This window comes from Streptomyces chumphonensis, assembly GCF_014779715.1.
GTDB lineage: Bacteria > Actinomycetota > Actinomycetes > Streptomycetales > Streptomycetaceae > Streptomyces > Streptomyces chumphonensis.
This window is the reverse complement of record NZ_JACXYU010000016.1, coordinates 42826-55899: the sequence shown is the minus strand read 5'-3', so window position 1 is coordinate 55899 and position 13074 is coordinate 42826. Positions and strand designations below refer to the sequence as shown.

The 13074-nt window shown below is 73.6% G+C and carries 9 protein-coding genes; 8 read left to right on the top strand and 1 reads right to left on the bottom strand.

Translation table 11 applies throughout. The features are described 5' to 3' along the window. Positions 1-17: 17 nt before the first annotated feature. The 8 genes from ligA (at position 18) to IF129_RS22825 (ending at position 11763) form a co-directional block, all read left to right on the top strand. A complete protein-coding gene (ligA, locus tag IF129_RS22860; protein WP_191211686.1) occupies positions 18-2222 on the top strand; it encodes an NAD-dependent DNA ligase LigA in 2205 nt (734 codons plus the stop codon). A gap of 195 nt (positions 2223-2417) precedes the next feature. After that, entirely contained in the window at positions 2418-4583 is a 2166-nt protein-coding gene (locus IF129_RS22855) for a putative bifunctional diguanylate cyclase/phosphodiesterase (protein WP_191211685.1), read from the top strand. Between the two features lie 151 nt (positions 4584-4734). Further along, positions 4735-5031: an Asp-tRNA(Asn)/Glu-tRNA(Gln) amidotransferase subunit GatC gene (gatC, locus tag IF129_RS22850; RefSeq protein WP_191211684.1), complete on the top strand. Its 297-nt coding sequence runs from the start codon at positions 4735-4737 to the stop codon at positions 5029-5031. Positions 5032-5036: 5 nt separating this feature from the next. After that, positions 5037-6530 (top strand): Asp-tRNA(Asn)/Glu-tRNA(Gln) amidotransferase subunit GatA, encoded by a 1494-nt coding sequence (gene gatA, locus IF129_RS22845; protein ID WP_191211683.1) that lies wholly within the window; start codon positions 5037-5039, stop codon positions 6528-6530. Next, positions 6527-6769, top strand: coding sequence for a hypothetical protein (locus IF129_RS22840; protein WP_191211682.1), 243 nt, complete (start codon positions 6527-6529; stop codon positions 6767-6769). The genes gatA and IF129_RS22840 overlap by 4 nt, the downstream gene beginning before the upstream one ends. Before the next feature lie 18 nt (positions 6770-6787). Next, positions 6788-8296 carry an Asp-tRNA(Asn)/Glu-tRNA(Gln) amidotransferase subunit GatB gene (gene gatB, locus IF129_RS22835; RefSeq protein WP_191211681.1) on the top strand — a complete coding sequence of 503 codons (1509 nt, stop codon included), beginning with the start codon at positions 6788-6790 and terminating at the stop codon, positions 8294-8296. A 213-nt stretch (positions 8297-8509) separates the two neighbouring features. Beyond that, positions 8510-8665 (top strand): hypothetical protein, encoded by a 156-nt coding sequence (locus IF129_RS22830; RefSeq protein ID WP_191211680.1) that lies wholly within the window; start codon positions 8510-8512, stop codon positions 8663-8665. Positions 8666-8709: 44 nt separating this feature from the next. Beyond that, positions 8710-11763, top strand: coding sequence for a helix-turn-helix transcriptional regulator (locus IF129_RS22825; RefSeq protein ID WP_191211748.1), 3054 nt, complete (start codon positions 8710-8712; stop codon positions 11761-11763). Here the strand turns inward: IF129_RS22825 and IF129_RS22820 are convergent. After that, a complete protein-coding gene (locus IF129_RS22820) occupies positions 11750-12982 on the bottom strand; it encodes a globin domain-containing protein (RefSeq protein ID WP_191211679.1) in 1233 nt (410 codons plus the stop codon). The genes IF129_RS22825 and IF129_RS22820 overlap by 14 nt on opposite strands. Between the last annotated feature and the right edge of the window lie 92 nt (positions 12983-13074).

The window sequence follows — 13074 nt, the reverse complement described above, 5'->3', positions numbered from 1 at the left end:
AACGGGAGGACGAGACGGTGGCTGCCGAAGAGCGCTCAACAGTGCCCGCCGAGGCGCGGGAGGAGCACCTGCGCCTGGCCCAGGAGGTGGACGCACACCGCTTCCGCTACTACGTGAAGGACGCGCCGGTCATCTCGGACGGCGAGTTCGACCGGATGCTGCGGGCACTGGAGGAGCTGGAGGAGCGCTACAGCGAGCTGCGGACGCCCGACTCGCCCACCCAGCAGGTCGCGGGCCGGTACGAGACGGAGTTCACCGCCGTCCCGCACCGGCAGCGCATGCTCTCCCTGGACAACGCCTTCGACGACGAGGAACTGGCCGCCTGGGCCGACCGCGTCGCCCGCGAACTGGAGGGCCTGCCCCACCACTTCCTGTGCGAGCTGAAGATCGACGGGCTGGCGGTCAACCTCACCTACGAGCGCGGCAGGCTCGTCCGCGCCGCCACCCGGGGCGACGGGCGCACGGGCGAGGACATCACGCCGAACGTCCGCACCATCGCCGACGTCCCCGAACGGCTGGCGGGGGAGGGGGACGTCCCGGAGCTCGTCGAGATCCGCGGCGAGGTCTTCTTCCCCATGGACCGCTTCGAGGAGCTCAACGCCCGGCTCGTCGAGGAGGGCAAGGCCCCCTTCGCCAACCCGCGCAACGCCGCCGCCGGTTCGCTGCGGCAGAAGGACCCGCGGGTGACGGCGGGCCGCCCGCTGCACATGCTCGTGCACGGCATCGGCGCGTTGGAGGGACTCGCCCCCGCGCTCACCCCCGCCTCCCTGTCGGACGCCTACGCGCTCCTGCGCCGGTGGGGCCTGCCCACACCCGAGCACCACCGCGTGGTCGACTCCCTGGACGGCGTGCGCGCGTACATCGCGGACTCCGGCGACCGCCGCCACGCCCTCGGCCACGAGATCGACGGCGCCGTCATCAAGCTGGACGAGATCCCGCTCCAGGGGCGGCTCGGCTCCACCTCCCGCGCCCCGCGCTGGGCGATCGCCTGGAAGTTCGCCCCGGAGGAGGTCAACACCAAGCTGCTCGACATCCGGGTGGGCGTCGGCCGCACCGGCCGTGTGACGCCGTACGCCGTCGTCGAGCCGGTGACGGTGGCGGGCAGCGAGGTCGAGTTCGCCACCCTGCACAACCAGGACGTCGTCAAGGCCAAGGGCGTCCTCATCGGGGACACCGTCGTGCTGCGCAAGGCGGGCGACGTCATCCCGGAGATCCTCGGCCCCGTGGCGGACCTGCGGGACGGCGGCGAGCGGGAGTTCGTCATGCCCGCCGCCTGCCCCGAGTGCGGGACGGCGCTCCAGCCGATGAAGGAGGGCGACGTCGACCTGCGCTGCCCCAACGCCCGGTCCTGCCCGGCCCAGCTCCGCGAGCGGCTGTTCTACCTCGCCGGCCGCAAGTGCCTGGACATCGAGCACTTCGGATACGTCGTCGCCACCGCGCTCACCCAGCCGCTGGAGCCCTCCGAGCCGGTACTCAGGGACGAGGGCGGGCTGTTCGACCTCACGGTCGAGGAGCTGCTGCCCATCCGGACGTACGTCCTCGACCCGGACAGCGGCCTGCCCAAGCGCGACCCGAAGACGGGCGAGAAGAAGGTCGTCACCCTCTTCGCCAACCAGAAGGGGGAGCCGCGCAAGAACACCCTCGCCATGCTGGAGAACATCGCGGCGGCGCGCGGACGTCCGCTGGCGCGCGTCATCACGGGGCTCTCCATCCGGCACGTCGGGCCCGTCGCGGCCGAGGCACTGGCCCGGGAGTTCCGCTCCGTCGACCGCATCGCGGAGGCGAGCGAGGAGGAGCTGGCCGCCACCGAGGGCGTCGGCCCGACCATCGCCGCCTCCCTGAAGGACTGGTTCGCGGTGGAGTGGCACCGGGGCATCGTCGAGCGGTGGCGGGCGGCCGGGGTGCGGATGGCCGAGGAGGGCGGCGCGGACAGCGGCCCCCGGCCGCTCGACGGCCTCACCGTCGTCGTCACGGGCACGTTGGAGTCCTGGACGCGGGACGCCGCGAAGGAGGCGCTGCAGAGCCGGGGCGCCAAGGTGACCGGCTCCGTCTCGAAGAAGACGTCCTTCGTGGTCGTGGGCGACAACCCAGGATCCAAGTACGACAAGGCGGTGCAACTGAAGTTGCCGATTCTTGACGCTTCGGGGTTCACCGCCCTGCTCGAACAGGGACCCGACGCCGCCCGCGAAGCCGCCCTGACCACGGCGGAGGAACAGCCCTGACCTGCCGTCATGCCGCTCGCGTCGCGACCGTCCTGTCGGCAACGCCCTTGATTTCCCTACGAGATGACGGACAATTAGCCGACCCGCGCGGATAACCACGGCCCGATCGGTGCCCCTGCCACTCGTCCGGCACCTACTGTGGGAATCGTGCGCCTGCCGTGGCGCGGTGCACCGACGGCCGTGAGAGGGACGCGCATGCAGCTGACACCCGAGGAGCGCTCCACCGGCTCTGCGGGCGAGCCCGCCCGTCCGCCCGCCGGAGTCCTGCGCCGCGCCGCGTGCGCCTCCGCGCCGTGGCTGCGTCCGCTCGTCGTGGGGACCGCGGCCGTCACCCTCCTCGCGGGGATGTACGTCAACATCAGCAACGGCCGTGCCCTCTTCCCCGGCGGCACGGCGGGCTGGGCCTTCGCCGCCCTCACCGGCGTCGTCGTCATCCACCTCGTCGCGCTCGGGCGGGACCGCTGGTGGGGCGGCACCGGCTCCGGCTCCGCCCTCACCCTGGCCATCCTCTTCCTCTACGGCAGCGCTCCGGCCAGCCTCGTCAGCATCGCCGTCGTCGTGTTCGTCGGCGCCGCCCGGCACCGCAGCTGGCGCCAGTCCGTCGTGCACGGCGCGGTCGACCTCCTCGGTATCGGCAGCGCCGCGCTCACCCTGATGGCGTTCGGCACCCGCCCCTCCGTCGAACAGCCGTGGGGGCCGGTCGGCTGGAGCTGGGCCGCCGTGCCCGAAATGGTCGTCGTCGCCTGCGTCTACCTGCTCGTCACCCGCGTCCTGGAGTGGTACTGCCGCGCCCGCCGCGGCTCGCTGCCCGCCGCGGGGGTGCCCACGGCGGCCCGTACCGCCCTGATACGCCAGGGGCTCCTGTGCGTCGCCCTGGTCGGGATATCGCCGCTGATCGTGGTCGTCGCCGAGGCCCGGCCGCTGGTGCTGCCGCTCTTCGCGGTCCCGTTAATCGCGCTCGACTCCACCCTGTGGATCGCCAGGGTGCGGGCCGAGGAACAGCTGCGCGATCCGCTCACCGGCCTCCCCAACCGCATGTGGCTCATGGAGCGCACCTGGACGGCGCTGGACGACGCCGACCGGCAGCAGGCCCGCTCCGCCCTCGTCCTCATCGACCTCGACCGCTTCCGCTCCGTGAACGACACCCTCGGTCACCTCGCGGGCGACCGGCTCCTCCTCCAGATCGCCGACCGGCTGCGCATCGCCCTCCCGCGCGGGGCGGAGGCCGCCCGTCTGGGCGGCGACGAGTTCGCCGTCCTCCTGCCGCTCGCGGCCTCCGCCACCAGCGCCCAGCGCGTCGCCCGCACCCTCGTCTCCGCCCTCAGCTGCCCCCTGCACCTCGACGGCCTCAGCCTGGTGCTGGAGGCCAGCGCCGGGGTCGCCGTCTTCCCCGACCACGCGCTGGAGGCCGAGGGGCTGCTGCGCCGGGCGGACGTGGCGATGTACGAGGCCAAACGCGACCGCAGCGGCGTCGAGGTCTACGACGCGGCCCGGGACGGCAACACCCCCGACCGCCTCGGCCTCCTGGGCGACCTGCGCCGGGCCCTGGACGCCGGGGAGGTGCAGCTGCACTACCAGCCCAAGGTGCGCTTCGACGGGCAGGTCACCGGTCTTGAGGCGCTGGTCCGCTGGGTCCACCCCGAGCGCGGACGGGTCCCGCCCGACGTCTTCATCGCCATCGCCGAGACGTCCGGGCTCATGCCCCGGCTCACCGAGTACGTGCTGGAGACGGCGCTCAGCCAGGTCGCCCGGTGGCGCGCGGCCGGACTCCGCGTCCCCGTCGCCGTCAACGTCTCGCCGCGCGACGTGCACACGCCCGGCTTCGCGGGCGCCGTCGCGGCCCGGCTCGCCCGGCACGGCGTTCCGGCCGGCGCCCTCCAGCTGGAGATCACCGAGCACGTCCTGCTGGAGGACCCGCAGCAGGCCGCCGACACCCTGGCCGGGCTCACCGGCCACGGCGTGAAGATGTCGCTGGACGACTTCGGCACCGGCTACTCCTCCCTCGTCCACCTGCGGAAGCTGCCCGTCAGCGAGCTGAAGATCGACCGCTCGTTCGTGGCGCGGCTCGCCGTCGACGACCAGGACGCCGCGATCGTGCGCTGCACCGTCGACCTCGCCCACTCCCTGGGCCTGCTCGTGGTGGCCGAGGGCGTGGAGGACGACGAGACCTGGGAGCGCCTGCGCGACCTGGGCTGCGACGCCGTGCAGGGCTGGCTCGTCTCGGCGGCGATGCCGCCCGCCGAGACGACGGCGTGGCTGCGGGCGCGGGGCGTCGGACCCGCCCTGCCCGCACCCATCCCCTCGGCGACCTCCGCCGCCCCACCGGGCCTGGCCCACCCCTCGCTGCCGTCGGCGGACTGAGCCCGCGGGGGCATCGCGGGCGCGGGGCGGCGCCGGCACGGTGCGGGGCCGACGCGTCGTCGGCTGTCGGGCGGCGCGGGCGGAGCGCATAGGATTGGGCCGCACACCGGAAACCGGTAAGCCCTGCCCGAAACCCCTTAAGGACCGCCGCATGCCTGGCATCACGCGCGAGGAGGTCGCTCACCTCGCGAAGCTGGCACGCCTGGAGCTGAAGGACGAAGAGCTCGATCACTTCGCCGGACAGCTCGACGACATCATCGGAGCGGTCGCCGCCGTCTCCGACGTCGCCACCGAGGACGTGCCGCCGACCTCCCACCCGCTGCCCCTGACGAACGTCATGCGCCCGGACGAGGTCCGTCCGAGCCTGACGCCCGAGCAGGCGCTCTCCGGCGCGCCCGCCCAGGAGCAGCAGCGTTTCAAGGTGCCGCAGATCCTGGGTGAGGAGTGACCGGTATGACCGACCTGACGAAGCTCACCGCCGCACGGACGGCGGAGCGGATCGCGAGCGGCGAGACGTCCGCCGTCGAGGTGGCCGAGGCGCACCTGGCCCGCGTCGAGGCCGTCGACGAGAAGGTGCACGCCTTCCTGCACGTTGACCGCGAGGGCGCCCTGGAGACCGCCCGCCGGGTGGACGCCAAGCGGGCCGCGGGCGAGAAGCTCGGCCCGCTCGCGGGCGTACCGCTCGCGCTCAAGGACATCTTCACCACCGAGGGCGTGCCGACGACCGTCGGTTCCAGGATCCTCGAAGGCTGGGTGCCGCCCTACGACGCCACGGTGACGCGCCGCCTGAAGGACGCGGACGTCGTCATCCTCGGCAAGACCAACATGGACGAGTTCGCCATGGGGTCCTCCACCGAGAACAGCGCCTACGGCCCCACCGGCAACCCCTGGGACCTCACCCGCATCCCCGGCGGCTCCGGCGGCGGCTCCTCCGCCGCCCTGGCCTCCTTCCAGGCGCCGCTGGCCATCGGCACGGACACCGGCGGCTCCATCCGCCAGCCCGCCGCCGTCACCGGCACCGTGGGCGTCAAGCCGACCTACGGCGGGGTGTCCCGCTACGGCATGGTGGCCTTCTCCTCCTCGCTGGACCAGGGCGGCCCCTGCGCCCGCACCGTGCTGGACGCGGCCCTGCTGCACGAGGCCATCGCGGGCCACGACCCGCTGGACTCGACGTCCGTCGACGCCCCCGTGCCCGCCGTCGTCGAGGCCGCCCGCAACGGTGACGTGCGCGGGATGCGCGTCGGCGTCGTCACGGAGTTCTCCGGGGAGGGCTACCAGGACGGCGTCATGCGGCGGTTCACCGAGTCGGTGGAGCTGCTGCGCGAGCTGGGCGCCGAGATCGTCGAGATCTCCTGCCCCTCCTTCACCAAGGCGCTCGCCGCCTACTACCTGATCGCGCCCAGCGAGTGCTCCTCCAACCTCGCCCGCTTCGACGCCATGCGCTACGGCCTGCGCGTGGGGGACGACGGCACCCGCTCCGCCGAGGACGTCACCGCCCTCACCCGCGAGGCGGGCTTCGGGCCCGAGGTCAAGCGCCGCATCATGCTCGGCACCTACGCCCTCAGCTCGGGCTACTACGACGCCTACTACGGCTCCGCGCAGAAGGTCCGCACCCTCATCACCCGCGACTTCCAGCGCGCCTTCGAGTCGGTGGACGTCCTCGTCTCGCCGACGACGCCGACGACGGCGTTCCCCATCGGGGAGCGTGCCGACGACCCCATGGCGATGTACCTCGCCGACCTGTGCACCATCCCGTCCAACCTGGCCGGCAACGCCGCCATGTCGCTGCCCTGCGGCCTGGCGCCGGAGGACGGGCTCCCGGTGGGGCTCCAGATCATCGCCCCCGCCATGGCTGACGACCGGCTCTACCGGGTAGGCGCTGCCGTCGAAGCCGCCTTCCACACCCGGTGGGGGCATCCGCTGCTCGAGGAGGCACCCGTACTGTGAGCACCATCAAGAAGGCCAAGCGCTTCAAGAAGTCCAAGGCCGGAACCTACCTGTCCATCGGCACCTCCCTGTTCGGTGCCGTCAGCGTCGTCAAGCAGGCCCGGCAGGCCCGCGTGGACCACGACCGACTGCAGCTCGCCGACGCGCTGATCTCGGCCGCCGCCATCACCACCGGCGTCCTCATCCTGGTGCGGGAGCTGCGGAGCATGAGCGGCGACGACGTCCTCGCCGGTGACTGATCGAGAGGCTGTACTCCCGTGACCGTGATTGACCTGGTGTCGTACGAGGACGCCCTCGCGTCCTACGACCCCGTCATGGGCCTGGAGGTCCATGTCGAGCTCGGCACCCAGACCAAGATGTTCTGCGGCTGCGCCACCGTTCCCGGTGCCCCGGCCAACGCGCAGACCTGCCCGACCTGCCTCGGCCTGCCCGGCTCGCTGCCCGTCGTGAACGCGACGGCCGTCGAGTCCGCCGTGAAGATCGGCCTCGCGCTGAACTGCTCCATCGCGGACTGGTGCCGCTTCGCCCGGAAGAACTACTTCTATCCGGACATGCCGAAGAACTTCCAGACCTCCCAGTACGACGAGCCGATCGCCTTCGACGGCTACCTCGACGTGCAGCTGGAGGACGGCGAGGTCTTCCGCGTCGGCATCGAGCGGGCGCACATGGAGGAGGACACCGGCAAGTCGACGCACATCGGCGGTGCCACCGGCCGCATCCACGGGGCCTCGCACTCGCTCCTGGACTACAACCGGGCCGGCATCCCGCTCATCGAGATCGTCACCAAGCCCATCACGGGCGCCGGGGACCGCGCCCCGGAGATCGCCCGCGCCTACGTCGCCGAGCTGCGCGAGCTGATCCGGGCCCTCGGCGTCTCCGAGGCCCGCATGGAGATGGGCCAGATGCGCTGCGACGTCAACCTGTCGCTGATGCCGAAGGGCTCGCAGACGTTCGGCACCCGCAGCGAGACGAAGAACGTCAACTCGCTGCGCAGCGTGGAGCGCGCCGTGCGCTTCGAGGTCCAGCGGCACGCCGGGGTCCTCGACGGCGGCGGCGTCATCGTCCAGGAGACGCGCCACTTCCACGAGGACGACGGCAGCACCACCTCCGGACGGGTCAAGGAGGAGGCGGAGGACTACCGCTACTTCCCCGAGCCGGACCTCGTCCCCGTCGCCCCGGCCCGCGCCTGGGTCGAGGAGCTGCGGGCCACGCTCCCGGAGCTGCCCCGGCTGCGGCGCAACCGGCTCCGCGAGGAGTGGGGGATCTCGGAGCACGAGATGCAGTCCGTGCTCAACGCCGGGGCGCTCGACCTCATCATCGCCACGATCGACGCCGGGGCCCCCGCGGACCAGGCCCGCAAGTGGTGGATGGGCGAGCTGGCCCGGCGGGCGAACGAGACCGGTACCGAGCTGACCGGGCTGACGATCACGCCCGAGCAGGTCGCCCGGGTCTGCGCCCTGGTCGCCGAGGGCTCCCTCAACGACAAGCTGGCCCGCCAGACCATCGAGGGCGTGCTCGCGGGCGAGGGCGGACCGGACGAGGTCGTCGAGAAGCGCGGCCTGAAGGTCGTCTCGGACGAGGGCGCGCTCGGCACGGCCGTGGACGAGGCGATCGCGGGCAACGCGGCCATCGCCGACAAGATCCGGGGCGGCAAGGTCGCGGCGGCCGGTGCGCTGGTCGGCGCCGTCATGAAGGCCACCCGTGGCCAGGCAGACGCCGCCCGCGTGCGCGAGCTGATCCTGGAGCGGCTCGGCGTCCAGGGCTGAGCCGGCCGGGACGTGCGCCGCTCCGCCCCCGGCTCCGCGAAGGCGGCCCTAAGGCGGGCGGCTCGCTCCCTAGGGCGGCGAGGCCCGCTGTCCTAAGGCGGCCGGGCCCCGGGGATGCGGCGGTCGTCCGATGCGGCGGCGCCTCCTCAGAGCGGAGGCTGAAGGAGCTCCACCGGACGGTGGGGCTCCTTTCCGCATCGAGGAGGACCCGACATGTACCAGGACTTCCTGGCGCACGAGGCACGCATCGCCGGGCTGCGCGCCGAGGCCGAGCACGAACGGCTGGTGGCCACCGTCAAGCGGCACCGCTCCACCCCCCGGCGCCGCCCGGCGGCCCGGCGGATCTCACGCTGGGTGAAGGCCGCCTGAGGGCGGGCGGAAAATCTCCTGCCGTGAAGCCCGTACCCTGTGCGATGCTCGACGGCGTGCAAGCGTCCAGCATCAGTCCCGTGTTCGTCGGCCGTGGAGCCGAGCTGTCCCAGCTGGCCGACGCGCTCGCCCGCGCCTCGGCGGGCGAGCCGCAGGTCGTGGTGGTGGGCGGCGAAGCGGGGGTGGGCAAGACGCGCCTGCTGGAGGAGTTCCTGGGCGCCGCCCGGCACATGGACGTGGTGACCTCCGTCGGCGGGTGCATAGAGATCGGCGCCGACGGCCTGCCCTTCGCCCCCGTCTCCACGGTGCTGCGGTCCCTGTACCGGCAGCTGGAGGGCGAGATGTCCGCCGCCGTGGCCGGGCAGGAGGGTGAGCTGGCCCGGCTGCTGCCCGAGCTGGGGGAGCCCACGCAGCAGTTCGACGACGAGGTCGGCCGGGCCCGGCTGTTCGAGCTCACGGCCCGCCTGCTGGAGTCCCTCTCCCAGGAGCGCACCCTCGTGCTGGCCGTGGAGGACCTGCACTGGGCCGACCGCTCCACCCGCGAGCTGCTGGCCTACCTCATCCGCTCCCTGCACCACGCCCGCGTGGTGCTGATGGCCAGCTACCGCTCCGACGACATCCACCGGCGCCACCCGCTGCGCCCCTTCCTCGCCGAGCTGGACCGGTTGCGCACCGTCCAGCGCGTGGAGCTGCCCCGGCTCGGGCGCGTCGAGGTACGGGACCAGATCGCCGGCATCCAGGGCGTCCGGGAACCGGCCCGCGCCCTGGTGGACGAGGTCTTCGAGCGCTCCGAGGGAAATCCTTTCTTCGTCGAGGAGCTGACCACGCACTGCGCGACGTGCGACCTCAGCGACTCGCTGCGCGACGTGCTGCTCGTCCGGGTCGAGGCCCTGCCGGACGCCGCCCAGCGCGTGGTGCAGATCGCCGCCGGGGGCGGGACGACCGTCGAGTTCGGCCTGCTCGCCGCCGTGGTCGGCGGCCCGCAGGACGAGCTGCTCGCCGCCCTCCGCGCCGCCGTGGGCGCGCACGTGCTGGCCCCGACGGAGGACGGCGACGGCTACCGCTTCCGGCACGCCCTCGTCCGGGAGGCCGTCAGCGACGACCTGCTGCCCGGTGAGCGCACGGCCCTGAGCCGCCGCTACGCCGAGGCCGTCGAGGCCGACCCGTCGCTGGTGCGGGCGGAGCACCACGCCGCCCGGCTGGCGAGCTACTGGTACCGCGCCCACGACGTCGCCAAGGCCCTGCCCGCCGTTCTCGACGCGGCCGTCCAGGCGCGTCGCCGCTACGCGTACTCCGAGCAGCTGCGCCTGCTGGACCGGGCGCTGGAGCTGTGGGAGAGCGCGTCGGTCGAGACGCGACGCCGGCTGCGGCCCTTCGACCACGCCGACGCCTACCCGGCCTGCGGCTGCGACGACGACGCCGTGCGCTACCTCGACCTCCTCGCCGAGACCGTCTCCACCGCGCTCCTGGCGGGGGAGCGCAAGCGCGCCCTGACCGCCATCAAGAAGGCGCTGCGGCTCCTGGAGGACGGCGAGGGCGAGCACACCGGCGACCCGCTGCGCGCCGCGTGGTTCTGGACGCAGAAGAGCAAGCTGCGCGGCCTGAACCGGCAGGGCGACGGCTGGGACGAGCTGGCCAAGGCGCAGGAGCTGGTGCGCGGCCTGCCGCCCTCGCCCGTCCACGCCGAGGCCCTCGCGAACGTCGCCGCGTACGGCGCTCTGCACCCGCACGACCCGGACATCCTCACCACCGCCCAGCGCGCCGTCGACCTGGCCGGGGTCGTCGGCGCCGAGGCCATCGAGCTGCACGCCCGCACCACCCTCGGCTACCTCCTCGTCGAGTCCGGCGACGCGGACGCGGGCGTGGCCGAGATGCGCGCGGCGGCGCGGCGCAGTGGCGAGCACGGCATGGTCGCCATCGTCGGCCGGGCGTACACCAACCTCGGTGACGTCCTGCACGGCCTCGGCCGGTTCGCCGAGGCGCTGGAGGTGCTGGACGAGGGGTTGGCGCTGCTCAAGCGCTTCGGCCAGCCGGGCCGCAAGGGCTGGCTCTACGGGAACCGGGCGGAGAGCCTCTTCGCACTCGGTCGGTGGGACGAGGCCGAGCGTTCGCTTGAGGACGCCCGGCAGAACGCCGACACCCCGTGGTCGCTGATCACGTCCTCGCTGGTCACCGGGCAGCTCGCCGTCCTGCGCGGCCGCTCGGGCCAGGCGGCCGAAGCCCTCGCGGAGGCCCGCCGCCTGTGCGGCACGCACGACCCGCAGCCCCAGCACATGATCCCGCTCATCACCCTGGAACTGGACATCGAGGCGTCCCGGGGGCGGCTGGCGGAGGCCCGCCAGGTGCTGATGAAGGCCGTCGAAGTGGGCTTCCCGATGGGAACCGAGCGGTACGCCTGGCCGCTGCTGCTCTCCGCCGCCATCGCCGAGTCCGAGTCGCGCGGGCTGCCCTCGGCGGACGCCGGACGGGCCGAGGTCCTGGCCGCCGTCCGCCGCACCGCGCGACGGCTGCCGCGCCTGTACCCCGCGCCCACCGTGTACGGGCTGCTGGCCGACGCGGAGCTGCTGCGGGCCGAGGGCCGCAGCGACCCGGTCCGCTGGGAGGAGGCCATCGCCGGGCTCGACGCGCTCGACATGCCGTACCTGCTGGCCTTCGCCCGCTACCGGCTGGCCGAGTCGCTGCTGGAGGCGCGACCCGGCCCGGCGTCCCGCGTCGAGGCGGAGCGCCTGCTGCGCCCCGCGCACGCGGTGGCACAGCAGCTGGACGCCGTCCCGCTGCGGGACGGCGTCCAGCTGCTGTGCGCCCGGGCGCGCATCGCCCTGCACGCCGAGGCGGCGGCCGAGCCCGCCCGGCGGGCGGAGCCGACGCCCCCAGGCGAGTCCTTCGGCCTCACCCCGCGCGAACGGGACGTGCTGGCGCTGGTGGCGGCCGGGCACAGCAACCGGCAGATCGCCGACGAGCTGTACATCTCGCCGAAGACGGCCAGCGTGCACGTCTCCAACATCCTGGCCAAGCTGGACGTCGGCAACCGGGGTCAGGCCGCCGCCCTGGCCCACCGCCTGGGTCTCGTCCCCGCCCTGCCCGTCACCGCGGGTTAGCTCGGCCGGGGTGGCCCGGCCCGAGGTCGGGGCCGAACACCTCGTAGTGGACGTCCTCGGGGCGGACCCCGCGTTCCAGCAGGTGGCCGCGGACGGTCCGCAGGAACGGCGGCGGCCCGCACAGGTAGGCGGTCAGGCCGTCCGGCAGGTCCAGGCCGCGCACGTCGGCCAGGCCGGTCGACGCCTCCGACGGCCCGGGCCCGGGCGCCTCGTACCAGAGGTGGAGCCGGGCGCCGGGCAGCGCACGGACCAGCTGGCGCTGTTCCGCGCGGTGGGCGTGGTCGGCGGGGGAGCGGTCGGCGTGGACGACGACGACCCGCCGCGCGGAACCGACCCGGGCGAGGTGGGCGAGGATCCCCAGCATCGGCGTGATGCCGATGCCGGCGGAGGCGAGCAGCAGTGGTCCGCCCCGCTCGGTGGCCTCGTCCGGCAGCACGAGGTCGCCGAACGGGGCGGAGACGGCGAGGACCGTGCCGGGGCGTGCGTGCTCGTGCAGCCAGGTCGAGACCTCGCCCTCCGGTCCCCGCCCCCGGGTGGGGCGGACACGCTTGACGCCGATGCGCCAGTCGCCCTCCTCCGGTGCGGAGGACAGGCTGTACTGGCGGATCTGCCGGGCGCCGTCGGGAAGCTCGGCCTGGACACTCACGTACTGTCCGGGCCGGAACGTTCCGGCCGGGCGTCCGTCGGTGGGGCGGAGGCGGAGGGAGACCACGTCGGGGGTCTCACGGCGCCGCTCGGTGATCTCCATCGGCCGCCAGACGTCGCCCTCCGCGACGGCGGCGTCGCGGTAGAGCCCGGCCTCGATCGCCGTCAGCGCGTTGGCCATGAGCCAGTAGACCTCGTCCCAGGCGGCGGCGACGGCGTCGGTGACCGCGTCGCCGAGCACCTCGGCGACGGCCGCGAGGAGGTGCCGGTGGACGATCTTGTACTGGTCCGAGGTGACCCCGAGCGAGACGTGCTTGTGCGCGATGCGGGCGAGCATGGCGTCGGGACGCGCGTCCGGCCGCTCCAGCAGCAGGCCGGCGAACGCGACGACGGAGCCGGCCAGGGCCTGCTGCTGTTGCCCGTTCGCCTGGTTGCCACGGTTGAACAGGTTCCGCAGCAGCTCGGGGTGGGCGTCGAACATCCTGCGGTAGAACGTCCGGGCGATCTCCTCGATCGCGGCGCTGACGGCGGGGAGGGTGGCCCTGACGACGGGTACGGCCTGAGCGGACAGCACGTTCGCCTCCTGAATAGGTATGTGAGATGCGTGTTTAAGGGTGTGAGGTGGTTGGGGTGGCCCGGGGTGTCGGGGACGCCGCCGGGCTGGCG